The following is a 24,224-nucleotide window of genomic DNA, read 5'->3' on the forward strand; positions in this document are numbered from 1 at the left end:
AATCTCGTGGCAGTGTTAATTAAAGGCAGGGCAGCCGCCGGTGCTGCTGGCGAGAACAGGAACAGCATACTTATGGGTTTACCGATACAACCACCCCAGGCGCTAATTGAGCGCTTGCCGAGTGAGCTTTGCACAGCTGCAGAACAAGCCTGGCGAACCCTGGCGGAAGCCGATCCGGAGCGAGCCTTTCATCCTGCTGAGACCCAGGCTGACCATAATGATCTCCTGCGGTCGATTACCTACAGCGATTTTCTGCTGCAGCAGCTCAGCACGCGCGGCGCGGCGATCAGGGATCTGTTCGAGAAGGGATCGATCAAGCAGGCCTGGACGCCCGGGAGCTGGTCCGCGAGCTGGCAGGAACACGCCCGCGGTATCGATGCTGAAGAAACGCTCATGCGGCGGCTGCGCCTTTTTCGACAAAGGGCGATGTTCCACATTGTCTGGCGGGACCTGCTGAAATGGGCCGACTACCACGAAACGGTCGCATCGGTTTCCGAATTGGCCGACACCTGCATTGAGGGCGCGCTGAAATGGCTGCACGAGGATAGCTGCAGCCAATGGGGTTGCCCTATGGGCCGAGAGTCGGCCAAGGGTCAGACGGTCCCGCAGCGCCTTGTCGTGCTGGGTATGGGTAAGCTGGGAGCCAACGAGCTCAACGTCTCGTCAGATATTGATCTCATCTTCACGTTCCCGGCTAAAGGGGAAACCGAGGGAGGCAGTCGCCGCCTCGACAATCAGCAGTTCTTTATCCGGCTCGGCCAGCGTCTCGTTAACGTCCTGGATAAGCAAACCGCGGATGGCTTTGTTTTTCGGGTGGACATGCGCTTGCGGCCCTACGGTCAGAGCGGAGGGCTCGCGCTGAGTTTCCCCGCAATGGAAGCTTACTATCAGGACCAGGGGCGCGAGTGGGAGCGCTACGCACTGATCAAGGGGCGTATCGTTGCGGGCGATCGCAAGGCCGGCGCACGCCTGATGGAGACGCTCCGACCCTTCGTTTACCGGCGTTATATCGACTTCAGCGCGTTCGAGTCATTGCGAGAGATGAAGGCGATGATCAACCGCCAGGTGCGCCGCAAGGGCCTGGAAGATGATATCAAGCTGGGTTCGGGCGGCATTCGCGAGGTCGAGTTTATCGCCCAGGCTTTTCAGCTGATCCGCGGTGGGCGGGACCTTCGCCTGCAGGTGCGCGAATTGCTTGCAGTGCTGGACGCACTGGGCCAGGACAATTTCCTGCCGGAAGACGTGGTCGATGATCTTCGACGGGGCTACATATTCCTCCGTAACAGTGAGCACGCCCTGCAGGGTATAGCTGATCGCCAGACCCAAAAACTCCCTTCAGACCCCGAAAACAGGGCCCGGGTGGCTGCCATTATGGGCTTCGCCGACTGGAAGGCCTACCTCAAGGTTCTGGATAAACACCGCGCATCCGTTGCCCGGCACTTCGCCGATATCATCGCCAGCGATGAGGAAGAAGAGGCCGGAGGTTCGGCTGATGAAGAGTGGCAAGGACTCTGGCTCGGCGAACTTGGCGAGCAGGCGGCACTGGCTGCTTTGCAGACGCATGGCTTTGAGGATCCCCGGCTGGCGCTTGAGAAAATCGCTGAACTGCGGCATAACCGTGCAGTCGAGACCATGCAGCCGGCGCCGCTCAAACGGCTCAACTATTTCATGCCGGAGCTTCTGCGAGCGCTGACCGCAGTCGATAGTCCGGCGCGTACGCTTGACCGGATCTTTCCCCTGGTTGAGTCCGTGCTGCGGCGAACGGCTTACCTGCTGCTGCTTAACGAAAACCCCGGCGCGCTCCAGCAACTGGTGCGACTCTGTAGCGAAAGTCCCTGGATTGCCGAGCAGTTGGCTGAGACGCCGCTCCTGCTGGACGAGCTGCTGAACACAGAGAGTCTCTATAGCCCGCCCAAGAAAGCCGAAATCGAAGACGAACTGCGTCAGCAGCTGTTGCGTATACCTGCAGGAGACCTCGAAGAGCAGATGGAGTGCCTGCGGCATTTCAAGAAAGGGCATGTGCTGCGGGTGGCGGCGTCAGAACTGCGCGGTACATTGCCCCTGATGAAGGTGAGCGACTACCTGACCTGGATCGCAGAAGTGGTGCTTGAGCAAGTCGTCACAATTGCCTGGCGCACCATGGTTGAGCGTTACGGCAAGCCTTCCGTGCTCGCCGGTAAAGATCCTGATCCGGATGATTCGCACTTTGCCGTGATCGGGTACGGCAAGCTCGGCGGCATTGAGCTGGGGTATACCTCGGACCTTGATCTGGTATTTCTCCATGACGCCGACCCCGATGGGGCGACCGACGGTGAGAAGTCCATCGACAACGCGGTCTTTTTCACCCGGCTGGGCCAGCGGATAGTGCATATACTCAGCACCCAGACGCCTTCGGGCCAGCTGTACGAAGCCGATATGCGATTGCGCCCGTCCGGTAACTCCGGGCTGCTGGTCACGAGCCTCGCTGCCTTTGAACGCTACCAGCGCGAAAACGCCTGGACGTGGGAACACCAGGCTCTGGCCCGTTCCCGGTGGGTCGCTGGCAGTAAGCGCACAGGGCAGGGCTTTGAGCGCATCCGAACGGACGTGCTCTGCCAGGCCCGGGACCGCGGCAAGCTTCGGGAAGACGTTGTCAGTATGCGCAACAAAATGCGCGAAACCCTCGGCACAAAGGTCAAGCCAGGCGAACCCGCGCCTGTGTTTCACCTCAAGCAGGACCCCGGCGGCATCGTTGACATCGAATTCCTTGTTCAGTATCTGATACTGGCCTGGGCAAACGACTACCCCAACGTTACGCGGTGGTCCGATAACATCCGGCAGCTCGAAGAGCTGGGCAAGAGTGGTGTGCTCGATAGCACCCTGACCGAGCGGCTGCGCGAGATCTTTATCGCCATGCGCTCAACCATCCACCGCCGCGCGCTTCAGAAACTCAACAGTGTGGTGGAAGCCGACGCTTTCGAAACTGAACGGCAGGAGGTCATAGACCAGTGGCAGCACATCATGGTGGCGAACAAATGAAGAGCTCTGCCGCCCCTGCGAGGCGCAGTCTGGATCACAATTCGGTGTTGTGGTCGGGGTCCTGGGCTGTGGAGTGTTCGTTCGCCCTGAACTTCCTGCTAGAATGCGCGATTGCCCGGCGGCCTGGCCTCGGTAAAGCCGTGCCAGCTCCGGCCCTTGAGGGCAGTCGCAGCCCCGTGGGTTGTAACCATTTCTGTTATTTCTGAGGAGTATCGAACATGTCCATGGCCGACCGTGACGGTCTGATCTGGTTTGATGGTGAGCTCGTACCCTGGCGCGATGCCAAGGTGCATGTGCTGACCCATACACTGCATTACGGCATGGGCTGTTTCGAAGGCGTACGCGCGTACCAGACTCCCGAAGGGCCAGCGATTTTCCGCTTGCAGGAACACACCGACCGTTTGTTCCGTTCTGCTCATATTCTCAACATGAAGATGCCGTTCACCAAAGAACAGGTTAACGACGCGCAGATCCAGGCGGTCCGTGAGAACGGTCTGGATGAAGCCTATCTGCGCCCCATGGCCTTCCTGGGCTCGGAAGGCATGGGCCTCCGCGCGGACAACCTGCAGGTCCACCTGATCGTGGCGGCCTGGCACTGGCCTTCGTACATGTCGCCGGAAGCGCGCGAGAAAGGCATCAAGGTACGCACGTCGTCCTACACGCGCCATCACGTCAACATCACCATGTGTAAAGCCAAGGCCAACGGCAACTACATCAATTCCATGCTGGCGCTGAACGAAGCTATTGCCAGCGGTTGCGAAGAAGCACTGCTGCTCGATAACGAGGGCTACGTCGCAGAGGGTTCCGGGGAGAACATCTTCATTCTCCGTGACGGCATCCTGCACACGCCGGAGCTGACCTCCTGTCTGGAAGGCATCACGCGCAAATCGATCCTGGAATTTGCCCGCGAGCTGGGCATTCCTGTTCGCGAACGTCGTATTACCCGGGACGAAGTCTATATTGCGGATGAAGCATTCTTCACCGGAACCGCGGCAGAAGTGCTGCCAATCCGCGAGCTGGACGGCCGGATTATTGGCGAAGGCAAGCGTGGTCCGGTTACCGAGAAACTGCAGGGTATGTACTTCGACGCAGTAAAGGGCAAGCGCCCGCAGAACGCCGAATGGCTTACCCCGGTAAAGTAAGGCTTAACGCTGGCTGGCAGCGCAGCACGTGGTTTCAGAGGCTCCGTAAGGGGCCTTTTGCTGTTCTCGCTGCCTGAAAGCCGGGCTGAAGCCCTACACCGCACTCCAGGAGCTGGACCCGAATATGGCTGACGTAATAACTGTACCCGTCTCATTTGGCGAGGTGTTGGATAAAATCACCATCCTTGAGATCAAGGCCGAACGCATCAGCGATCCCGAGAAGGTGGCGAATGTGCGCAAGGAACTCGACGAGCTGACCCGCGTCTGGGATCAAGCCATCGACAATCCCGAGCTCATCAGTGACGCCCGCAAGGAGCTGAAAGCGATCAATGAACAGCTGTGGGTAATAGAAGACGATATTCGCGACCAGGAAGCAGCCCAGGACTTTGGCCCGCGTTTTATTGAACTCGCCCGGGCCGTCTATGTCACCAATGACAAGCGCGCGGCGGTTAAAAAGCAGATCAATCTGGCGTTGGGTTCCTCGTTCGTGGAAGAGAAGTCCTATCAGGACTATACCGCCCGTTCCTAAGTTGGACACTAGGCGCGTACCCATCGCGTTCAGCCGTGGAGGCTCGCCAGGCGCTGCCGCTCGTTGTCGATTGATGCCCGTATAGCGGCGATTTTCGATGGGCTCCGGCTGTTGCGTGCGGATATTGTCACGCAGTTACAGGCCCGTTTGTCGACGACTTACGCACGGGCTGCGACCCATCGGTCAAGCATCTCGCAGGTTTCCTCCACGGTGATCAGCTCCATGGCGCCAGGGAATTCCGCCTTGGCGCCCCAGCGCGCGTCGTCGGCGGATTTCCCCGTGAATTTCTGCAACGCTTCGGGATAACGGTCAACGCACCACTGAAGGGAATTGTAAGGGCCAGACCGGCGGGGGTTGCTGGCTGCATAAAGCCCAAGTACATCTGTACCCATTGCGTTGGCAATATGCGCAGGACCGGTGTCAGGTGCAACAAGCAGATCAGCTCCTGCAAGCAGCGCTGCGAGCTGTTTAAGCGTGTCCTTGCCGCAGATATTGTGTGCTGACTGCGTCATCATCTGTTCGATCTCAGCGCAATATTCAATTTCGAACGGTGCCGTGCTCCCGACCAGAATGACTTTTGCACCGTGCCTTTGCACCGCATAGTCAGCCAGTCTGGCGTATCGTTCTGCAGGCCAGTTGCGCAGGGCATGGCTGGCGCACGGGCTGATAACGACATTCAGCGCCTTACTGTCTAGCTGTGCCTGGGCAAAAGCGCGGTCGTCGGAGGTAAGCGGGATCTCCCAGCAGGGCGGAGCAGCATTCAGACCCAAGGGCTCGAGGAAGCTGGCCAGGCAGTCGCGCACATGTTGCCCCTTCGCCTCGTTAATCCTGCGATTTATGAAAAGACTGTGCATGTCCTTGCTGCGCGGCTTGTCATAACCTATTTTCAGCGTCGCTGGAACCATTGCGGCGGCAAGGTTGGCTCGTAAGGCCACCTGCATGTGCAGCAGCGCGTCAAAGCGGCGCCCCGCGAGTGTTTTTCTGAGTTTACGGTAGGCCGCAACCCCTTCACTTTTATTGAAGACGATGAACTCCACCCCAGGCAGGTCGCCCACCAGCTTGGCTTCTATCTTGCCGATGACCCACGTGATGCGGGCTTCGGGCAATTGCGCTTGGAGACTGTGGACCACCGGCACGACATGGGTTACGTCGCCCAGGGCGGAAAGGCGGAGAATGCAAATGGATTTCAGCACGATGGTCAGGTCCCGATTCATTAACAGCGGGCCGGTAGAACCGCCTGCAGGTTCATTGTTAAACTGGCCGCCATTCTAACCTACCGGCCCTCCTTGCGTATCCGTCGTTAGCGAGATGGCGGCATAAACGAACACAGGACATTTCACCATCCATGGCCGAGTCTGCGCATACCATACGAAGTAAAGGCTCAGCGCTGCTCGTGCGTCCGGATCTTGCCGCTCAGGCATCGTTCAACTGGATGAACCCAGGCTGGTGGGGTGATAAGGCCGTCAAGGTTGGCTCGGGTGGTCGTGGTGGCGCCTGGTTTGTCACTGACGGTGAGCGCCAGTGGGTCTTGCGGGAGTACTGGCGCGGCGGGCTGCCGGCAAGGGTTTCCAGAAACACTTATCTCTACACCGGCGAAAACAACGTCCGGTCTATTGCCGAGTACCGTTTTCTTGCCCGGCTACAAGACTTCAGCCTGGCCGCGCCCAAGCCAGTGGCCGCCGCTTATTCTCGTGTCGCCACCGTCGCCTACCGGGCTACCATCCTGGTCGAGCGAATACCTGGAGCAGTTAATTTTCCGGACCACCCGCTTTTTCAGACAACAGACTTATGGCGGCAGGTAGGCGCAACCATTCGCCGCTTTCACGACGCAGGCGTCGACCACGTAGATCTCAACGTTAACAACATCCTGGTCGCGGGCGAACGGATTCACTTGATCGACTTTGACCGCTGCAGATTCCGGGGTAACGAACGGGGATGGGGCTGGCGTGGGCGTAACCTCGTGCGGCTGCGCCGATCTGCCGACAAATTCTTCACCAGCATGGGCCAGAGCGAACCCGTCGAGCTCTGGGGCGCCCTGGAAGCCGGTTATGCTGGCACTTCAGCTTGACGTTGCCTGGACGGAAAATCCCGCAGTTATGGCCGACATAGCCCTGATTGATGAAATACATGCTAATACCCGTCGCACGCGGATTACCTACCGCGGAGCAGTTGACGGTAAGCCTGCGGCCATCAAGTGTTACCGCAAGCCTCTGTTTGGGCTGGTGCACTGGGTAATGGCCCAGCGGCGGGGGCTGCGTATCCGACGAACCGGTGCCCCTGTGCCTGAGGTTATCTACTCTGGTTGGCTGAGATCAGAGAAGTGCTTCTGTTTCGCGACGGTTTTCATGACTGAGTTTCAGCCCCTACGACAGGTGCTGCTTGATGAGCCCTCTCATGCACGGCGCATGCAGATCGTGCAATTTTTCGGACGCCTTATAGCCGATCTACATCATCGCGGTATTGAGCAGCCCGATGGCAATCTGACCAACTTCCTCTTTGACGGCGTTGATGGGTTCATCGTGGTCGATGAAGATGATATACGCGTTTTTGAGGGCGGCCTACCCGGGAAGCCGGCGCTTAACAATCTCGCCAATATTGCGGCCCGATTGCCCGATGAGGAGTACATGCTGAACCTTCTGGACGCTTATAAGAGCGCCAGCCATAAGCGCAATACCTGGTCGAATGAAGAATTTGTTGCCGCCGCGAGTGCCTGGCGATCCAGCCTGGATGCAAAACGGGCACACCGCAACGTAACCCGGCCTCGGCCGTTCGACTGACTGATCAAACCCCTAAAGCAGTGGTAAAAACTAGATGAAGTCTGCAGATTCCCGTTATCACTGGATGGATCGGTTTGTGTTCGTGATGGCTGTGCCGGCGATCGTAGCCTACCTGGGGCTCTACGCACTGGTCCCGGATGTCTACACCGTCGGCCCGGCCGTTTTGCTTTTACTGGCGCTGCTGGCCAGTGGTCGACTATGGCCCGGGGATCACCTGCAACGGGAAGACTACGTCTTCATGAGTGCCTTGCTGGTCTACTTCCTGGCGCAATGTCTTGTAAACCTTATTCACGGCGAAGACATCTCCGAATTCGATCTTGCGACCCGTTTTCTCGCTGGTGCATTGGTTCTTGTGTTTACGCGGCGCTACATTGTGAGTTTCGGCGTGTTCTTTTTTGCTGTGGCCCTGGGTAGCGTCGCGACCGGGTTACTGGCACTTTACCAAATGGTCCAGGGTACAGGCGGTCGAGTTACAAGCTTCGATAACCCCATACACTACGGCAATGGCGCACTCGCTCTGGCGCTGGTCTGTTCGGCCGGGCTGGTGTGGTCAGTTCAGGCCAGGAATCGCGTGCTTTGGAGTTTGCTGCTGCTGGCCGGCTTTGTGTTGGGGCTCTACGCCTCCCTGATGTCCGGTACGCGCAGCGGATGGGTAGCGGCGCCTGTCATAGTGGCTGTCTTCGCGTATACCTTTTTCCCGAGCTTTCAGCGTCACAAGGTCGCAGTTCTGATTGCGGCGGCCCTGTTGTTATTGGTCACTGTCATGATTGTGCAAGTCGAGAGTGTCACCCAACGTACCGCGGTCGCGGTTGAGGAATTTCAGGATTATTTCGCGGAAGGGCGTAACTATACGTCGGTCGGGCTTCGGCTCGACATGTGGAAGAGCGGACTCACAGCTTTTTCCGAGAATCCATTGGTGGGCGTGGGCCCATCGGGGTACGACGTGGTCGAGCAAAAACTTATCGAGCAAGGTCAGGTTCACCCGGGCATCGCACCCTTCCGGCATCTCCACAACCAGTATATTGATGCAATGGCCAAAGGCGGGATCGTCGGTCTGGCAGCCTACCTTTACTTGCTTCTGGCGCCCTTTATCTTGTTCATGCGTCGGGTCCACTCCTCCGACCAGGTGACCAGAGCACTGGCTCTCGGTGGCGCGCTCTTCATCTCGACTCATGCGGTGGTTAACCTGACACAGAGCATGCTCGAGCGGAACATCGGCGTTATGATGTTCATTTTCATACCGTTGATCATCTGGAGTGTCATGGCCAAGCGGGACGACGAGGTTCGCAGCAGGCAAAGTAAATGATGGCGTCGAGTTCAGGAACGCCTGTCGGCGGGTGGGGCGCCATGCTTTACTGGCGCTTTCGTCGGCGTGCCCTGCAAAGCAGAGACAGGCGGATAGGCGTCCTGGAGAAATCCTTGCAGCATGCTTTCGCTGCTTCGCGAACAGCAAATGGAGCCAGCCCGCTGAATGGGATCGAGCGGGCGCTAGGTAAGACCGGTAACGGCAGCTTGGTCTCTGTGGGCCGTGACTGGTGGAGCAGTTATGTGGACGCCGTGGTCGCACCGGCCCATGTCTTCGAAGAGCGCGAGAAGATTCTGCTCGCGGTCACAGCCGAGCTCAGAGCCTCAGTTCTTTCAGCTGAAGAGTGGCGTGAGCTATACCGACTGTGCCTCGTTTCAGGACTTTACGTGGTTGGGATGCTGTTGCGCGAGAAAGCCGTCAGCCAGGCGCGACGGTCTGCTGACGCCAATAGCGCCGATATCGATGCGCTGCGCCTGGGGTTCGCTGCGGTGCTCGAAAGCGGAACCGCGACCGAAGCAAAATCGCTACTCAGGAGGCTGGAAACAAGCGGTGAAGACCCTGCCAGGTGCAAGCACGGTCTCTGGCTTACCGAGGTCCTGCTTGAAGGTTCGCGCGAGCTTTTTCCTGACGCTGCGGGCCCGGTAGGGAAGACGACGCTCGATGCGATCAGAGGACGGCGGATTGCTCTGGTGGGGCCCGTCCCGGTCCAGCAGGAGAACGGCCCCGAGATCGATTCTTTCGACCTGGTAGCCAAGTTTAACTACAGAGGCGGGCCGTCGGGTTGTGATCCCGCTACCCAGGGCCGCCGCGTCGATCTTTCGTATTACAATATTCAGCAGGCCAAGTATATTGCCCGCAAGATGGCCCCGGGCTTTCTTTCGGCGGTTCCCTTTCCCATTTTTATCAAGGAGAAAGGGCAGCGTCTGTTGCGCAGTGCAACAGACGCCGGGCGCGTACTCATCAACCTGCAGTGGCTGTTGATGGACAGTGAATTCAATGCAGGTCCGAACGCCGTGTTTGATCTGCTTCGGTTCGGTCCGGCGCAGATCAAGGTATTCAATCTCGACCTGATGCTGACAGCGGGCCGCTTCGAAGGATACGCTCGACCTGGCGATGCCGAGGTCAACTACTCGCTGTCCTTTGCAAAAACCCACGATCCTGTGATGCAGTTTCAGTTCCTGCAGAAACTCCGCTGCCAGGGGCTGATTGAGGGGGATGAGCGATTCGAGCAGGTCTTATCGCTTTCAGTCGATGAGTATGTTCGTCAGTTGCAGGCAGGCCATGGTGAAATTGCGCGCGAAGCACTGCGTGGCACCGGTATCCCAAGCTGATATTCTGGCTAGAATCATTTTAAGGCGCTGGCTTGGGTGAAATTCATAGGCGTCTCCGACACCGGGGTGATCGCGTGAAAGTAACGTGTTTTCTGCCTTGCAGAAGAGGAAGTGAGCGGGTTCCGCGTAAAAACATCCGTCCACTGGCGGGACGTGCTTTTGGGCTGTTGGAAGTGAAACTCGAGCAGCTCCTCTCAAGCGAAGCAATCGATCAGGTTATCCTGTCCACCAACGACGAAGAAATTGTCAGTTATGCCGAGGGTCTCAACGAGGCTGCCCTGAAGGTTCACCGTCGCGAGGACCGTCTTGCCTCGAGCGAAACGAGCACCGACAGCCTGGTGAGCCATGCTGCTTCACTTGTCCCGGACGGACACATCCTCTGGACTCATGTGACCTCGCCGTTCGTAACCGCGCGAGACTATGATGCGATTCTTCAAAAGTACGAAGCCGCATTGCAAGAAGGGTTTGACTCGCTGATGAGTGTGACTGCCCTGCATGGCTTTCTCTGGGATGAGCAGGGGCCAATAAACTATGACAGGCATTGCGAGAAATGGCCCAGGACGCAGACACTCAAGCCGGTCTACGAAGTCAACAGCGCCGCTTTTGTTGCATCGTCTGAGGTCTACCGAAGCCGCCAGGATCGTATCGGCGAAAATCCGTTCAAATATGTGCTTGAACGCATCCAGGGGTTCGACATTGATTGGCAAGACGATTTCCGGATCGCCGAGGCTCTTCTTCAGGCCGGTGTAGTAAAAATCTGAGGCACGTCCTTGGAACCATAGAAAGGATCAGCGCTAGCCCTATGTTTATCGATTGCACGTTGCGTGATGGTGGTTATTACAATGCCTGGGACTTCAGGCCGGAGCTCATCCGGCGCTACCTGGAGTCGATGCTGGCCGCTGGGGTTGATGCGGTCGAAATGGGGCTGCGTTCGCTGGACTCGACCGGTTTCAAGGGGGCTTGCGCCTATAGCACAGATCATTTCCTGTCTAGTCTTCAGATTCCGCAAGGGCTGATGGTGGGCGTCATGGTCAATGCTTCGGAATTGGCTGGTGACGCCCCCCTTGAAAAAAGTCTGCAGCGCTTGTTCCCACGCCCGGCTGAGGCGTCCCCCGTTAGCCTGGTCAGAATCGCCTGCCACGTGCACGAATTTGAGAAAGTACTGCCAGCTTCGAGTTGGTTGAAAGCGCAGGGCTACCGGGTCGGATTCAACCTCATGCAAGTGGCCGATCGGGCGCAACCTGAAGTGGAAGAGCTTGCCGCCCTGGCAGAAGATTACCCATTGGATGCACTCTACTTCGCCGATAGCATGGGGAGCATGAACCCGGCGAGAACGGTGCAGATTATCCAATGGATGCGTAAGGGGTGGAGCGGCGCTTTGGGCATACACACCCATGACAATCTCGGCATGGCTTTGCAGAATACGCTCGCCGCCATGGATGAGGGCGTAACCTGGGTCGACTCAACGGTAACTGGCATGGGCAGAGGTCCAGGCAACGCCCGCACAGAAGAGCTGGCAATAGAGATTGCGGAGCGGCGGCAGAAAAGGGTCGACCTCGTGCCCCTCCTGAGCCTCATTCGTAAAGACTTCCGTCCCATGCAGGAGCGCTTCGGCTGGGGTACCAATCCCTACTATTACCTCGCTGGCAAGTACGGGATTCACCCGACCTATGTCCAGGAGATGCTGACGGACTCACGGTATGATGAAGAGGATATCCTGGCGGTAATAGAGCATCTCCGGCTCGAAGGTGGGAAGAAGTTCAGCGCGCATACCCTCGCGGCTGCCCGTCACTTTTTCAAGGACAGCCCGATCGGCAGCTGGTGTCCCGCAGACATGATGGAAGGGAGGGAAGTGCTGCTGCTGGGCACGGGCCCCGGGGTTGAAGCTCATAAATGGGCTCTGGAGGACTATATCCGCCGTCGGCAGCCGCTGGTCATGGCGTTGAATACTCAGTCTGCCGTGAGTGCTGACCTGATTGACGTGCGGGCTGCATGTCATCCCGTCAGGCTGCTCGCTGACTGCCATACGCACACGTTATTGCCGCAGCCCCTCATCACCCCTGAGTCCATGCTTCCCGACGATGTGCGTTCTGCTCTGGAGGGAAAGAAAATGCTCGATTTCGGGTTGAACATCCAGCCTGAAGGTTTTGTCTTTTCCGACACGAGCTGTTCTTCGCCCTCTTCTCTGGTTGTTGCGTATGCGCTTGCGGTACTCGCGAGCGGTAAAGCCAGTCGCGTACTGATGGCCGGTTTTGACGGTTACGGCGCGGATGACCCGCGAAGTCGCGAGATGCAGGCACTGCTCGAAGCCTACCAGGGGACCGAAGGCGCAAGGACGCTGATCGCTATAACGCCGACGCGATACAACTTGACCACACAATCAGTTTACGGGATGGCAGAACAATGATGAGATCGGTGGCAGTGATTCCTGCCCGGTACCAGTCGTCCAGGTATCCCGGCAAGCCCCTTGTCAAGTTGTTGGGTAAACCCATGTTGCTCTGGGTGGCGGAGCTCTCGGCCAAGGCCCTGGGTCAGGAAAATGTCTACGTCGCGACCGACGACCACCGGATCGCAGAAGTCGCCCAGCATGCCGGATTCAAGGCGGTGCTCACCAGTTCCGGTGCCCTGACGGGGACAGATCGACTGGCCGAGGCCGCTGAGTCTATCGACGCAGATATCTTCATCAATGTGCAGGGGGATGAGCCCCTGGTTGATCCAGAGGATATCTGTCGCGTACGTGACCTTAAACAGGCGTCCATGGATACGGTCATAAATGGATACTGCTGGCTCTCCGAAGAGGAAGATCCGCATAGCGTAAACCTTCCTAAAGTCATAACGACTGAAGCCGGACACCTGGTGTACATGTCTCGCAGCCCCCTGCCTGGCTATAAGGACGCGAAGAATGCCCCCGTGCACTACAAAAAGCAGGTCTGCATCTACGCGTTCAGTAAACCGGAGCTGAAGGCTTTCCGCGACTTCGGGCGCAAGAGTGAGTTGGAGCGTTCTGAAGATATCGAAATTCTGCGTTTCCTTGAGCTGAAAAGGCCCGTTCTGATGCTTGAGACGCGAGCTGGAAGCCTTGCTGTGGATGTGCCTTCGGATGTGGCTGGTGTCGAGGCGGCGCTTCGGAAAAAACACGCGTGCTGAAGCTGGACAAGTATCAAACCCTGGTTTTTGACTGCGATGGCGTACTGCTTGATTCCAACAAGGTCAAGACAGACGCGTTTCATCGCGCTGCAGAGTCGTATGGTAGAGACCCTGCCCGCAAGCTGGTTGAGTACCACGTCAATAACGGCGGCATTTCCCGCTATGCAAAGTTCGAGTTTTTTCTTGAACACATTCTTGGTCGAGCCGAAATCGATCCTGCCGAGCTAGAGTTGCTCCTCGGCAGATACGCCAGCGGAGTCCAGCAGGGGCTTGCGACATGCGCGATTGCCAATGGCCTGGAAAGATTGCGCGCGCAGACGCGCCAGAGTCGTTGGCTGGTGGTCTCAGGCGGTGACCAGTCCGAACTCCGTGAGCTGTTTGAGAAGCGCGGGCTCTCGGTCCTTTTCGACGGTGGCATTCACGGCAGTCCGGCTACCAAGGATGAGCTCCTTTCTAAACTCATGGAAAATGGCGGTATTCAACGGCCAGCGTTGTTTCTTGGGGACAGCCAGTACGATTATGAAGCGGCGACTCGAGCCGGTCTTGATTTTGTTTTTGTCTCTGCGTGGAGCGAGTCGCACTTTGATTTTGGTGGCGCGCACGCACAGATTAAAGTCCTGGCAGATCTTCTGCAGCCGTAGCGCTGCGTCTGGACTGCCAAAGGGCAGCCAATGCCACGGGTTTCCTTCCGCTCAAAATCTCAACCTCTCTCTGGAGTACCATGAAAATTCTTTTTGTCGGCTTCTACGGAGCGGCGGGACGGAAGATTATTGAAAAGACCTGTGCCAAGAGTGCGGTAACCGAGTACATCCTGATAGGCGAGGATAACCATCAGATCGAAAACGTCCGGTCTCGCTTTCTGCACCGGCGTTATTTCCGCAATGCTCAGGTGACCAAGGATGTGGTGAGATCGTGCCGGCCCCTGGACGCTGACCTATACGAGCAGATGGCGCGCTACGAAGTTGAGTTTTACCAACAGAACGAACGGATCAACAGAACCCATACACTGGATCTCTATGGGACTCGGCGGGAGTTCTATCTGAGGTCGCTCGCTTATTTCAACGATCTGCTGGAAGTGGAAAGCTTTGACGCGGTTATTCTGTCGAATATCCCACACACCAATTACGATCTTCTTCTTTACGGGCTTGCTCGGTGCAAGCATTTGCCTGTCCTCTGCTTTTACCGGACGCCGATAATCCCGGATCGGTTCTTCTACCTGTATTCCCTCGAGAATATCTACGATCACCGGGCTCAACAGTTACGCGACCTGACCCGGCAATACCACGAAAAACCCGTCTCCGAAAAAGCGGGCATACGCCAGCGGCTCAAGGACAGCATCAATGGTTGGGATGAGATCGTTGGCAGAAGCGCCCGGGTGGGCCTCAGCCCGGCGGCGCAACCTGGACGGAGCGCCCCGACTATCCTGAAGGAGAAGCTTACTCGTCTGTTCGCCAGACTATTCCTGAGAACAGCGTCTACCGTTCGATTGAACAAACTGGAGGGTTATCCGGGCGTCGCCCGCAAGCGAGGGCGACTTGAAAAAGCCCGGATGAAGTACTTGAACCAACAATGTGAGCAGTATTACGAGATTCATTCTGTCCGCCCTGTCGCGGGCGAGACGTACGTCTATTTTCCGCTACATAAACAACCGGAAGCGACAACCGGCCCGCTTGGTGGCTTTTTCCAGGACCAGCGACAGGCGATAGATATGCTCAGTAAGTGCCTTCCTGCCGGATGGAAAATCTATGTAAAGGAGTTTCCTCACCAACGTCTGACTCATCGAAGCAGAGGCTATTACGATGAACTGCTGGGGATGGACAACGTGAGGCTGATAAAAAAGGATGTGAACTCGATTGAACTGGTGAAAGGCTCGGCGTTCGTCGCAACCGTCACCGGAACCGCTGCCTGGGAGGCCTTCTGGTTGGAAAAACCGGCGGTATTATTCGGTTACTCACTGCTTTGTGCTGCCAAAGGCATGTTCGATGTTAAGACGGCCTCAGACCTCCGGGGCGTTTTAACTGAAATCCCAAGCGTCTGCATTGATGAAGAGGACCGAATGGCCTGGTTGTTCGCCGTTGACCAACTTGCGTTCAAAGCGTATCTGGAGCCGTACAAGCCTGCAGTGCAAAATTCTGCGTTTTCAGAGGACGAAAATGCAGAGGCTGTTTCCCGGGAGATCTGCAGTTTTCTGAAAAAACACCTCGGCGGGGCAACCGCAAGTTAGCTTTTTTCTACGCCGTTCTGCGCAACTCTGGAAGAGCCTTGATGGCTTCGCGATAAACAGCACCAATCTGTGCTGGGACAACGGGTTGCCCCAGCGCCAAAGCCATGGCCAGACGGTGGTGGCCTTTGCCGCCGAAGAAAGGCTCCCCGCCTGGGCCAATGTGGAAAAGTATGCCGCCTTCCTCACGGAAGTTTCCCGGCACCAGTTCGTTGCGCGGGCTGAGCCTGCCGGCTTTTTCCACTTTGAGGTAGAGCTCGTCCAGTTCAGCGTACCTTCGCTCGATGTCTGCGCGGTTGCGTAGGCGGTCAACCTTGCCCTTGTCACGGATGCGATCGAGCATCTGCTCAAAAATGCCGGTTTCCTCCCAGGTCAGGCCGTCACGCCAGTGTTGCAGGCAAGCCTTGACTGAGGGCAGGTCACGAACTCCCCGCGTCCGTTCCTGGGGCCACTCGGCCACAACCCGGGCGCTTTCCTTTGAATTCCACTTTTTGAGTGCGTGCTCAACTTGGTCGAGGGGAATCCAAAGCCGTTCGGCAAACAGGGGCGCCTGCGGACCGTAGTTTTTCAGGTTGATCCGGTCCTGCCGGGCTGCCCGGAGCCGGCTGGCCCAATTGCGTCGCATTTGCCCGAACGCGCTTTTTTCGGTGACCGCCGGCTGATGGGAGACCCTGGGCATCAGCGCGACGCCTTGTCTGGCAAAAGCAAAAACTGTTCGACCACGGACTCAGACCGAAACGCTGCCAGCCAGTCGGGGTTGACCGTAATCGGAAGCGCCGCAAGCGCCTCGCTCAACTTGTCCGCGAGCCCCTGGACGGTTCGGGGTGCCAGGTACTGTTCCAGCTCGCCTCTGAACACATCGCGTACGCCGCCTTCGGACTCGACCGACAAAATCGGGGTACCACAGGCCAGCGCTTCGGTCAGTACGATGCCAAGGCCCTCGTATTCCGAGGCCAGAACAAAAAGCGCGGCCCGGTGCATCCAGGGGTACGGGTTTTCCCGTTTTCCGGCAAAGAAAACCCGATCTGAAATGCCCAGGGTGTTCGCTTTCGCCTCGAGCTTCTCGCGAAGCTTGCCCTCGCCCACAATGACGAGCTTGTGGTCGGGCCTGGCGACGGCGTACGCCTCGAGTAGCAGCGCGTGGCCTTTCTGGGGCACCAGCCTTGCCACATTGACGATATAGGGTTCCTCGGGAATGTCGTCGTCCGGCTCGACCATCAGGTTGCGGATCTGCTCTACCGGGCACGGATTGGTGATAACGCGCAGACTGCTGGGCTGGATACCACCCTCGCGGAACGCCGCCAGAGCTGAGTCCATTACCCCGGACGAAACACAAACCAGGTGGCGCCGATCAAAGACGAGCCGCCACTCAAGTTTTTTCTGCCACAAGGGGCGGTCGTAGTGAATGATGTTTTCCAGGACGTAAATGCTGCGCGCGTCCCGGAAAGACCAGAAGTATTTAAAAGTGCCCAGACCGCGGAAGACTATCCGGTCAAATCTGCCGTGCTCCCGCTCGAGCCTGGCGATATGGCGCTTAAGCAACCAACCGCTGAGCCAGCCTACCCACATGAAGTGGGATTTCGGCAGTAGCACGCCGAGGAGCAGCCGGGACAGCAGGAAGACGGGTATGCCGATGCCGGATCTGAGCAGCGCGTGAAACTGGTCGTAGTGGTGAAGCTTGACGCCGGGGTGGCTGGGCATCACGTCATTGGGCTTGTCCTTGCAGCTCAACAGGTGACTGTCGTGACCCTGCTCGGCAAACGCGTCAGCGAGATTGACCGCGACGCGTTCCATGCCGCCCAGTTTTAACGAATGAATAACGACCAGAGTTCTCACATTCGGGCTCTTTCAGAGGACAGTGGTGCTGTCGCTGGATCCTGGGACTTCTTTTCAATGCCGTTCTCGGCCCAGTATGTTTTGTTGTCCTTGACCGCCTGGCGGATGGCTCTGTTCCTGGCCCAGACCTCGGGCTTGGAGTAGCCGCGTGCGTGGTCCAGATGCAGGCATACGGTGCTGTAGCGAATCTGCATGGACTTGTGGCCATAGTTCCAGAGCCGCTCGCCCAGTTCCCGGTCGAGCCCGCCGTACTGCATGTCTTCATTGAAGCCGTTGACGGCAACCAGGTCTTTTGTCCAGGTGGAGCTGTTCATGCCGTTCCAACTGGCAGCTGCCGGGGTCAGCGCGTTCAGCAGACGTTTCTTCCAGCGTGAACGCGAGAGTTTCCAGAGTTTATGGGATCGCGGTTGGCCATGACGGACCAGCCAGGCCGGGTCGAACGCGTCGCCCGAGCTAATGTCGGCATCCGTAATGTGCTCGGAGACGGGCATGGTCAATTTTATGTAACCGCCAGAGAGGAAATGCCCGGGCGCGGCCATGGCACGATGGGTCGAGACAAAATCGGGCTCCGGAATGCAATCGCCGTCCGTAAAGATCAGGTAGTCGCAGTCTGTGCCAGCAATGGCCTTGTTCAGAATCGTACATTTGCGAAAGCCGTCGTCTTCGTGCCAGACGTGATCGATCACAAGCTGACCCCGGGCCTGGAAGCGCCCGATCAGCTCGCCGGTTTCCCGGGTCGAGCCGTCATCAGCCACGATCACAGTGAACTGCTTATCGCTTTGCGCCTCGTAGCCGGTCAGGACCTTGCTGAGCCAAAGCGGGGAGTTGTAAGTCGTGATCACGACGCCGATACGTTGCGGGGTCATGTGCGGTCTCATCTTTGAGTGTTCGAGTGTATGAGTGTCGGTTGCGCTTCTGTCGGTGTTAAAAACAGAAGCGTCGCGTCGCTGGAAAAACGCCAGTCTAGCATCACAGCCAAGGTCATGGCGTCAGCTCGGGGTCGCAGACATCGACATCCGGCGGTACGCTCGAAAAGCCGCAACTCAGGCTTGCCTATCGGGTTTGTAGATGTTCGGCAGGCCTGGCGGCCGACGCCTGAACCGCTTGTATTCCCACTGGTACTGCGCCGGGATAGCACGGACGCATTGCTCAACGCTGGCGTTCAGGCCGGTCGCCGATAATATCGGGTCAGTATCGAAAAGCCGCGTATCAGGGGACTGAATGACGAGCCGAAAACCGCGGCCGTCAGGCAGTCGCTCTGCATAGGTTACCAGCACCCGGCAGCCGGTCTTGCTGATCAGTTTGGAGGCCAGCTTCATTGTCAGTATTTCCATACCGAAAAACGGCGCGAAGACGCCACCCGCAGGTTTTGGCGACTGATCAGGCAGTATCCCTGCGACACCGCCTTCGCGCAGTATCGATACGAGTCTCAGCAGGCCGCGCCGGTCTGCACGTACCAGCTCCGAGCCGCCCCGTTCTCGCACCTCTGACATATAGCTTTCGAGCTCTTTAACGTTGGGCGGACTGTAGAGCGCGGCCATCTTGTAGCGGGAGGAGAAATACAAACCGGCGAGTTCCCAGTTGCCCAGGTGCGGTGCGAGTAGCAGGATGCCCCTTTTGGCGGCAACTGCCTCGTCAAGCAGGGCCTGGCCGTCAATCTCTACGAGGGTGTCGAGGCAACGCTCAACGGGCCACTCCCACATCAGCGGAATCTCCAGCGCCGTCTTCGCGGTTTCGATGAGACTGTCCCGAGCGAGACGTTCCCGCTCCCCGGGCGTCAGTTCAGGGAAGCAGGCGTCGATATTGACTCGGGTAACCTGTCGGGCACGTCCGGCGACGCGCCAGGCAATCCGACCCGCGACAGCGCCGAGTTTTTGCGCAGCCGGTAACGAAAGCAAGCTCAGAAGACGCAGCAGCCAGCGAATCATTTGGATTTTAATCGTCTTCATGGCGGCCCTGTAGCTGCAAGTGCAGCGGGAAAATAGCACTTGGCTGCGGCACGCTCAACCCTGGCATTCACCAGGGCCTGATTCGGTCTGTGAGCTCATCGAACCGTCTCAAACAGTTCTTCGTAGTGTTGCAGGATGATGCTCTTGCTGAACTGACGATAGTAGTGAGCCCGGGCGTTGTCCGCGAGCTGCTGCCGTTCAGCCGGGTTCTGTAACAGCTCTCGGATCGCTGTCGCAAGCGCGTCCGGTTTATCCACCGGGACCAGCAGGCCGGTAGTGCCGCTGTCTATCAGCTCGCCGGGACCCTGGGCCGCGGTCGCGACGATGGGACAACCATGGGCCCAGGATTCCAGAATAATAGAGCCCAGGCCTTCGTGTCGGGATGAGCATACGAATAGATCCACACTGCGCATGAGCGACGTAACATCCTGGCGCCAGCCCAGGAAGCGCACCCGGCTTTCCAGCCCCAGGTCCCGGCAAAGCTGCTGCAGCATAGGCTTCTCCGGGCCGTCGCCAGCCAGCCAGAGAACGGCATCAGTACAAAGCACCAACGCTTGCAGAAGGGTGTCGAAAGCCTTGTCGCGATGCAGCCTGCCTGCGCTGAGAATGACAGGGACGCCGGGGGGTGTGGCAAAGCTGGTGCGCGGCAAGGCTTCGGCTGGCGCCTCGTTGGCGAAGTTGGGGATTCGGAAAACCCGGTGAGAAGGCATCCCGCCCTGGACCAGGTAATCGCAGATGCCCGCCGAGTTACCCACCCAGAAGTCAGCGTGGCGGTGATACTTCAGGTCGTAGTAATTGCCCAGGCGGGAGACCAGTTTATAGCCTCCGCGTGGGGTGGCCTGGGTGGCCCTGTTCATCCACGCTAGCACGATATCGGGGTGGTAGGATCTGAGCGCTCGCCGAAAGTGCCAACGGTCGAGTTGGTGAACGACTCCGCCGAAGCGCCAGGTATCGACGCTTACCCCAGCAGCACGCAGGTCATCAACGCGACTGCCGGCATCGCGGATAAACGCACGTTGCTGGATTCGTCCGCTCGCCTGTAGGCCGGTCGCCAGGCGGGTGAAGAATGCCTCTGCGCCGCCTTGTGCAGCGCCAGCCATAACCTGAGCTACCCGAACCATGGTCTGCTCACGGTCCTTTGTCCTGTGGGTCAACGCGGCCGTCATGGAGCAGCAGACCCCGCAAGCCGGGGTAGACCCCGGTGTGCCGCGCTTCAAGCAGTCCGTCGATCCGCTCACGCAGATTCTTTACCTTGCGGCGAGCTTTGGCCCGGGCAAAATACGAGGGCAGCAGCGCCAAGGGAATCAGTGAAGAGCTGCCCAGTCCGTCGATCACCACGATCCGGCTAGCGCCACTGCGAGTCTGTTCTACCACCAGGTTGTGGAGCAACAGATCACGGGAGGGAACCGCCAGCTTCTCCCAGAAACTGCAGAGATCACCGATTGCACGGTCGCACTCAGGCGTCATGCCCCGGTCCCAGAGGAGTTTTTTCAGCGTCGATGCAATAGTGCCGTCCTCGTTACGGATCAGCTCGCTGATGAGTCCCGGCCCGTGGGAGGTCGCAACGAATCCATAGCAGCGGCTGACGTGGCGATAGATAGGCTCGCCGTAGCGCCTTGCCAGGCCGGTCATGACCGCGGCTTCTTCTCTGTTGTCGTCAAAACGCGATAACGGCTTGAGGTTTTTGGGAAAACCTTTCTGTCGGCGGCGCTCTTCCAGGCTAAAGTCCGGACGGCGCACTTTGATGCATCTCTCGGGATTTTCCGGATGCACGAAGCAGAGCCGGTTGCCGCCTTCGGCGAAGGGGTCCTGAAGTTGCAGGGTCATGGCTGTCCCATGTCCAGCTGTCTAATGCCCAGAAGGCGCTCGTAGACGCCGAGCGTGGCTTCAAACTGATGATCCAGTGTCAACTCAGCAGGAATGGTAAAGTCGGGGGTACGGTCCAGCAGGGCCAGCAGGCGATCCACGTAGGCCTCCAGGTCATCAGCCGGCACAAGGCCCTCGGGAAAACAAGCCGTGAGTGTCTCACCCGCGCCGCCCCTGTCGTATGCTACGACTTTGGTTCCGGTCGCCAATGCTTCGGTCAGGGTGCGGCCGAATGGCTCGGGTTTGGAGGAGAGGTGGCAGGTTATCTCAGCGAGCCGGTAAAACTGGTCTATGTCGTCCCGATGACCTACAAACGTAACCTCGTTTTGAAGGCCCGACTGACGGGACTGGGCTTCAAGCTCTCGCCGGTAATGCTGTTTTGAGGGCTCGGCTTCGCCCAGTATGACTCCGTGGCAGTCCGGCGCCTCGGTCTTTAATCGGGCCATGACCCGCAGGAAGTCTGCCTGACCCTTCCAGCGGGACAGGCGGCCGGGCATCAGGATGATGCGCTTGCCCTCCAGTTGGGGATAGTCTGCGTAAAGCGCTCGCCGCCAACGCTCATCTGGCGGGCCGGGAAAGAAAACGGTGGGATCGAAACCGCGGGGGATTACCGTGATTCTGTTGGGCTCAACGGCGTAGTGGGTGACAATGTATCTTTCAACGCAACGGGACACCGCTATCAGGTGCTCAGCCCGGGCCATTACAGCGCTGTAGCGATTGACCGAGTAAAGCCCGTGGAACGTGCTGACTAGCCGCGGGCGCCCCTCTGGCGCGAGCTTGCGCCAGGCTAACCAGACGATCCAGGCGGGCAGCCGCGAGCGCACGTGGACAATATCCGGACGAAGCTCAGCCAGCAGCTGGCGCACGGGCCGAATCTGGCCGAGGGAAGCCAGTGACTTGCGGTGAACCGGCTGCAGCAGGTGGAGGCTGCCTTCCCGTTCGAGTTGCGGAACCAGACGACCTCCCGCAGACATCACGAACGACTCATGGCCCCGTCGAATCAGCTCCCGGGCAAGCTCTACGGTGCCGCGTTCGACCCCGCCACTGTTCAGCGCCGGTAGAACCTGCAAAACTCTCATTCCGGTCTGCGGTGCCAGCGGAACAGGACCCAGCGTGCGGCCCGATCCGCCTCCCACAGCGGCGGTACAGTCGAAGCTTCAGTCTTGAGGAGCGCCATGCGGTCGGTCCAGGGTGCCAGTCGGCCGTTGCGTTCAAGGTCACTGAGACTCTCGGCCATACGACTGTTATTGGCCGGCTCCAGGTCCAGCAGCCCAGTAGGACGCCCGGACGTAAGCGCCTCGTAGACCATGGAGATACTGTCTGGAGATACCCAGACGACCCGTGCCTGCTCCAGAGCTTCAATCACCCATTCCGGGTCCGTTTCGTCATGGTGGTAGAAACTGAGGTTGGGCAGGTTTGACTTCTGCACACGCCGGATGAAGGAGTCAGGGGTGCGACGGGATGAGCTCAAAGACCACTGCCAGTCCTGAAACTGCTCGCTGAGCGTGACCACCTGCTGGTAAACAATATCGTCGTCCCAGACAAAGTGACGGGAAGGACCGCCAGCCAGAATCAGGCCACGGGGCTCATCAACCGATGGCCTGTTCGGCTTGACCGCATTCAGCACACCCTTGGTGATCAGGATGTTCTCCAGCTCAGGCGGATTGTCGTGGGCGGGGACAATCGCAGCGTCAATCCAGTTGTAGGGGAAAGCCGGGCGCATCAGCAGCACCGTGAGTGCTTTACTGCGCCGCAGAGAGAGCAGGAGCCTGTGGGTACCGGTGCCCGCCGCAACAATGATGTCGGGCCTGGGCAAGTCCATCTGCGGACCTATTCCAAGCAGTGCCCGCCAAAGCGGCACGGGAAACTTTCCCGCGTCAATCCAGACCAGCTGAGCCTCGGTGAGCGCTTGCAATCGCTCGCCCAGGCCCTGCAGTTGGCTGCGGTGGCCGGGCTTCTGGTCGGTGAGGAGCCAGACTACGGGCGGATGCAGGTAGCTGATCTCACTCATTGCTCATCCTTGGCCTTCGGTTGCTTGTAAGGATTGACCTCTGAGGGGTCCGGCCGGGTCTTGAAGCGCCGGTGCATCCATAAATACTGGTCCGGGTGGGTCCGTACTTCCTGCTCGATAACGGTATTGATGCGAGTGGCATCGTCGAGGTCATCGCCGCTCGGAAAGCCAGCCAGGGCCGGTCGGAAGTGTATATCGTAGCCGACTGAACCTTTGCGGCGAAAGTGACTGAAAGGTACCACAGCGCAACCGGTTCGGGCGGCGATGCGCCCAGTTGCGGTAATGCTGGCAGCCGGCACGCCGAAAAAGGGCGCAAACACGCTACCCCGGCGGCCGTAGTCCTGATCCGGTGCGTACCAGACGATCCGGTTGGCTTGCAGTCGGCGGAAAAGGCCGCGTAAATCGTGCCGGCCCAGTGCGACCCCGTAGCGCTGTTCCCGGGAACGCGTCATTATGGCGTTCACCAGCGGATTGTTGTGGTCCCGCTGCATGACGTCCGCCTCTATAAAGAGCGAGATGAGGCTGCCGCCGAGGTCCAGCGTGCTGTAGTGCCCGCCCAGCAGCAAAACGCCTTTTCCTTTTTTCAGCGCCGCCTCGACGTGCTCATAACCATGCACTTGCGTGTATTTTCGCAGGGATTCGGGCTTGCGAAACCAGGCCGTCCCCACTTCCATCAAGCCAATGCCGTTGGACCGGAAGGTCTGCCGCACCAGTTTTGCCTGTTCGTCAGTGCTGAGTTCGGGAAAACAGAGACGGATGTTGATTTCCGTGATGCGGCGGCGCTGGGCCATTGTGAGGTGGGCGAGATTACCGATTCCCTGACCCAGCCACCACTGCACTGCCATAGGCAACTGCGCCATCACCCACATGCAGGCCATGCCCAGCCAGGTAGGCCACCAGCGCGGGTGCCAGTAGTGGCTCAATTGCGTATTCCGGGGGGCGCGCTTGCTCACGTGGTTCTCTGTTGCCGGTGTTGGGGGAGCAGTTTATCAGTTTGGAGCAGTGCTTGGCCTCAGTCTGCGCTCATAAGTGGCCGGGCTTTGGTAGAATTGTCCCTGTTTTCCAGTATGAGCCGCCCCGAAAGGATCTGT

At 58.5% G+C, this 24,224-nt stretch carries 22 protein-coding genes; 12 read left to right on the forward strand and 10 right to left on the reverse strand.

The annotated features are described in order from the left end of the window. Positions 1-72: 72 nt before the first annotated feature. From glnE to soil367_RS03120, 3 genes are all read left to right on the forward strand, one after another. The gene (gene glnE / locus soil367_RS03110) at positions 73-3,018 is read left to right on the forward strand and encodes a bifunctional [glutamate--ammonia ligase]-adenylyl-L-tyrosine phosphorylase/[glutamate--ammonia-ligase] adenylyltransferase (protein ID WP_136546795.1); all 2,946 of its coding nucleotides are present in this window, start codon (positions 73-75) and stop codon (positions 3,016-3,018) included. A gap of 218 nt (positions 3,019-3,236) precedes the next feature. After that, positions 3,237-4,160, forward strand: a complete 924-nt coding sequence (locus tag soil367_RS03115) for a branched-chain amino acid transaminase (protein WP_136546797.1) — start codon at positions 3,237-3,239, stop codon at positions 4,158-4,160. 124 nt (positions 4,161-4,284) lie between these two features. Further along, positions 4,285-4,689: a DUF6165 family protein gene (locus tag soil367_RS03120; protein WP_136546799.1), complete on the forward strand. Its 405-nt coding sequence runs from the start codon at positions 4,285-4,287 to the stop codon at positions 4,687-4,689. A 158-nt stretch (positions 4,690-4,847) separates the two neighbouring features. Here soil367_RS03120 and soil367_RS03125 read toward each other — a convergent pair whose 3' ends face one another. Next, positions 4,848-5,903: a glycosyltransferase family 9 protein gene (locus soil367_RS03125; protein ID WP_246065493.1), complete on the reverse strand. Its 1,056-nt coding sequence runs from the start codon at positions 5,901-5,903 to the stop codon at positions 4,848-4,850. 131 nt (positions 5,904-6,034) lie between these two features. Between soil367_RS03125 and soil367_RS03130 the strand changes: the two genes are divergently transcribed. From soil367_RS03130 to soil367_RS03170, 9 genes are all read left to right on the forward strand, one after another. Then, complete coding sequence (locus soil367_RS03130; RefSeq protein ID WP_136546801.1) at positions 6,035-6,757, forward strand: 3-deoxy-D-manno-octulosonic acid kinase; 723 nt, start codon at positions 6,035-6,037, stop codon at positions 6,755-6,757. Beyond that, positions 6,738-7,466 carry a BUD32 family EKC/KEOPS complex subunit gene (locus soil367_RS03135; RefSeq protein ID WP_136546803.1) on the forward strand — a complete coding sequence of 243 codons (729 nt, stop codon included), beginning with the start codon at positions 6,738-6,740 and terminating at the stop codon, positions 7,464-7,466. Before soil367_RS03130 ends, soil367_RS03135 begins: the two co-directional genes overlap by 20 nt. A 34-nt stretch (positions 7,467-7,500) precedes the next feature. Continuing rightward, entirely contained in the window at positions 7,501-8,772 is a 1,272-nt protein-coding gene (locus tag soil367_RS03140; RefSeq protein WP_136546805.1) for an O-antigen ligase family protein, read from the forward strand. Continuing rightward, positions 8,769-10,103 (forward strand): hypothetical protein, encoded by a 1,335-nt coding sequence (locus soil367_RS03145; RefSeq protein WP_136546807.1) that lies wholly within the window; start codon positions 8,769-8,771, stop codon positions 10,101-10,103. The genes soil367_RS03140 and soil367_RS03145 overlap by 4 nt, the downstream gene beginning before the upstream one ends. Positions 10,104-10,177: 74 nt before the next feature. Then, entirely contained in the window at positions 10,178-10,864 is a 687-nt protein-coding gene (locus tag soil367_RS03150) for an acylneuraminate cytidylyltransferase family protein (protein ID WP_136546809.1), read from the forward strand. Between the two features lie 41 nt (positions 10,865-10,905). Beyond that, a complete protein-coding gene (locus soil367_RS03155) occupies positions 10,906-12,510 on the forward strand; it encodes an aldolase catalytic domain-containing protein (protein WP_136546811.1) in 1,605 nt (534 codons plus the stop codon). Then, entirely contained in the window at positions 12,507-13,250 is a 744-nt protein-coding gene (locus tag soil367_RS03160; protein WP_246065494.1) for a 3-deoxy-manno-octulosonate cytidylyltransferase, read from the forward strand. Before soil367_RS03155 ends, soil367_RS03160 begins: the two co-directional genes overlap by 4 nt. Continuing rightward, positions 13,244-13,891: an HAD family hydrolase gene (locus tag soil367_RS03165; protein WP_216642764.1), complete on the forward strand. Its 648-nt coding sequence runs from the start codon at positions 13,244-13,246 to the stop codon at positions 13,889-13,891. The genes soil367_RS03160 and soil367_RS03165 overlap by 7 nt, the downstream gene beginning before the upstream one ends. Before the next feature lie 80 nt (positions 13,892-13,971). Further along, positions 13,972-15,474: a capsular polysaccharide export protein, LipB/KpsS family gene (locus tag soil367_RS03170; RefSeq protein ID WP_136546813.1), complete on the forward strand. Its 1,503-nt coding sequence runs from the start codon at positions 13,972-13,974 to the stop codon at positions 15,472-15,474. Between the two features lie 7 nt (positions 15,475-15,481). Here soil367_RS03170 and soil367_RS03175 read toward each other — a convergent pair whose 3' ends face one another. From soil367_RS03175 to lpxL, 9 genes are all read right to left on the reverse strand, one after another. Then, complete coding sequence (locus soil367_RS03175) at positions 15,482-16,150, reverse strand: hypothetical protein (protein ID WP_136546815.1); 669 nt, start codon at positions 16,148-16,150, stop codon at positions 15,482-15,484. Continuing rightward, entirely contained in the window at positions 16,150-17,307 is a 1,158-nt protein-coding gene (locus soil367_RS03180; protein ID WP_136546817.1) for a glycosyltransferase, read from the reverse strand. Before soil367_RS03180 ends, soil367_RS03175 begins: the two co-directional genes overlap by 1 nt. Further along, positions 17,304-18,173, reverse strand: a complete 870-nt coding sequence (locus soil367_RS03185) for a glycosyltransferase family 2 protein (protein ID WP_136546819.1) — start codon at positions 18,171-18,173, stop codon at positions 17,304-17,306. The genes soil367_RS03180 and soil367_RS03185 overlap by 4 nt, the downstream gene beginning before the upstream one ends. Positions 18,174-18,350: 177 nt before the next feature. Continuing rightward, on the reverse strand, positions 18,351-19,256 hold the full coding sequence (locus soil367_RS03190) for a lysophospholipid acyltransferase family protein (protein WP_136546821.1): 906 nt from the start codon (positions 19,254-19,256) through the stop codon (positions 18,351-18,353). Positions 19,257-19,351: 95 nt separating this feature from the next. After that, entirely contained in the window at positions 19,352-20,422 is a 1,071-nt protein-coding gene (locus tag soil367_RS03195) for a glycosyltransferase (protein ID WP_216642765.1), read from the reverse strand. After that, entirely contained in the window at positions 20,385-21,083 is a 699-nt protein-coding gene (locus soil367_RS03200) for a YrbL family protein (protein WP_136546825.1), read from the reverse strand. The genes soil367_RS03195 and soil367_RS03200 overlap by 38 nt, the downstream gene beginning before the upstream one ends. After that, positions 21,080-22,201 (reverse strand): glycosyltransferase family 4 protein, encoded by a 1,122-nt coding sequence (locus soil367_RS03205; protein WP_136546827.1) that lies wholly within the window; start codon positions 22,199-22,201, stop codon positions 21,080-21,082. Before soil367_RS03205 ends, soil367_RS03200 begins: the two co-directional genes overlap by 4 nt. After that, complete coding sequence (locus soil367_RS03210) at positions 22,198-23,133, reverse strand: mitochondrial fission ELM1 family protein (protein ID WP_136546829.1); 936 nt, start codon at positions 23,131-23,133, stop codon at positions 22,198-22,200. The genes soil367_RS03205 and soil367_RS03210 overlap by 4 nt, the downstream gene beginning before the upstream one ends. Further along, positions 23,130-24,086 (reverse strand): LpxL/LpxP family Kdo(2)-lipid IV(A) lauroyl/palmitoleoyl acyltransferase, encoded by a 957-nt coding sequence (lpxL, locus tag soil367_RS03215; RefSeq protein ID WP_246065496.1) that lies wholly within the window; start codon positions 24,084-24,086, stop codon positions 23,130-23,132. The genes soil367_RS03210 and lpxL overlap by 4 nt, the downstream gene beginning before the upstream one ends. Between the last annotated feature and the right edge of the window lie 138 nt (positions 24,087-24,224).

The sequence above is a fragment of the Hydrocarboniclastica marina genome (assembly GCF_004851605.1).
In the GTDB taxonomy this organism is placed as follows: domain Bacteria; phylum Pseudomonadota; class Gammaproteobacteria; order Pseudomonadales; family Oleiphilaceae; genus Hydrocarboniclastica; species Hydrocarboniclastica marina.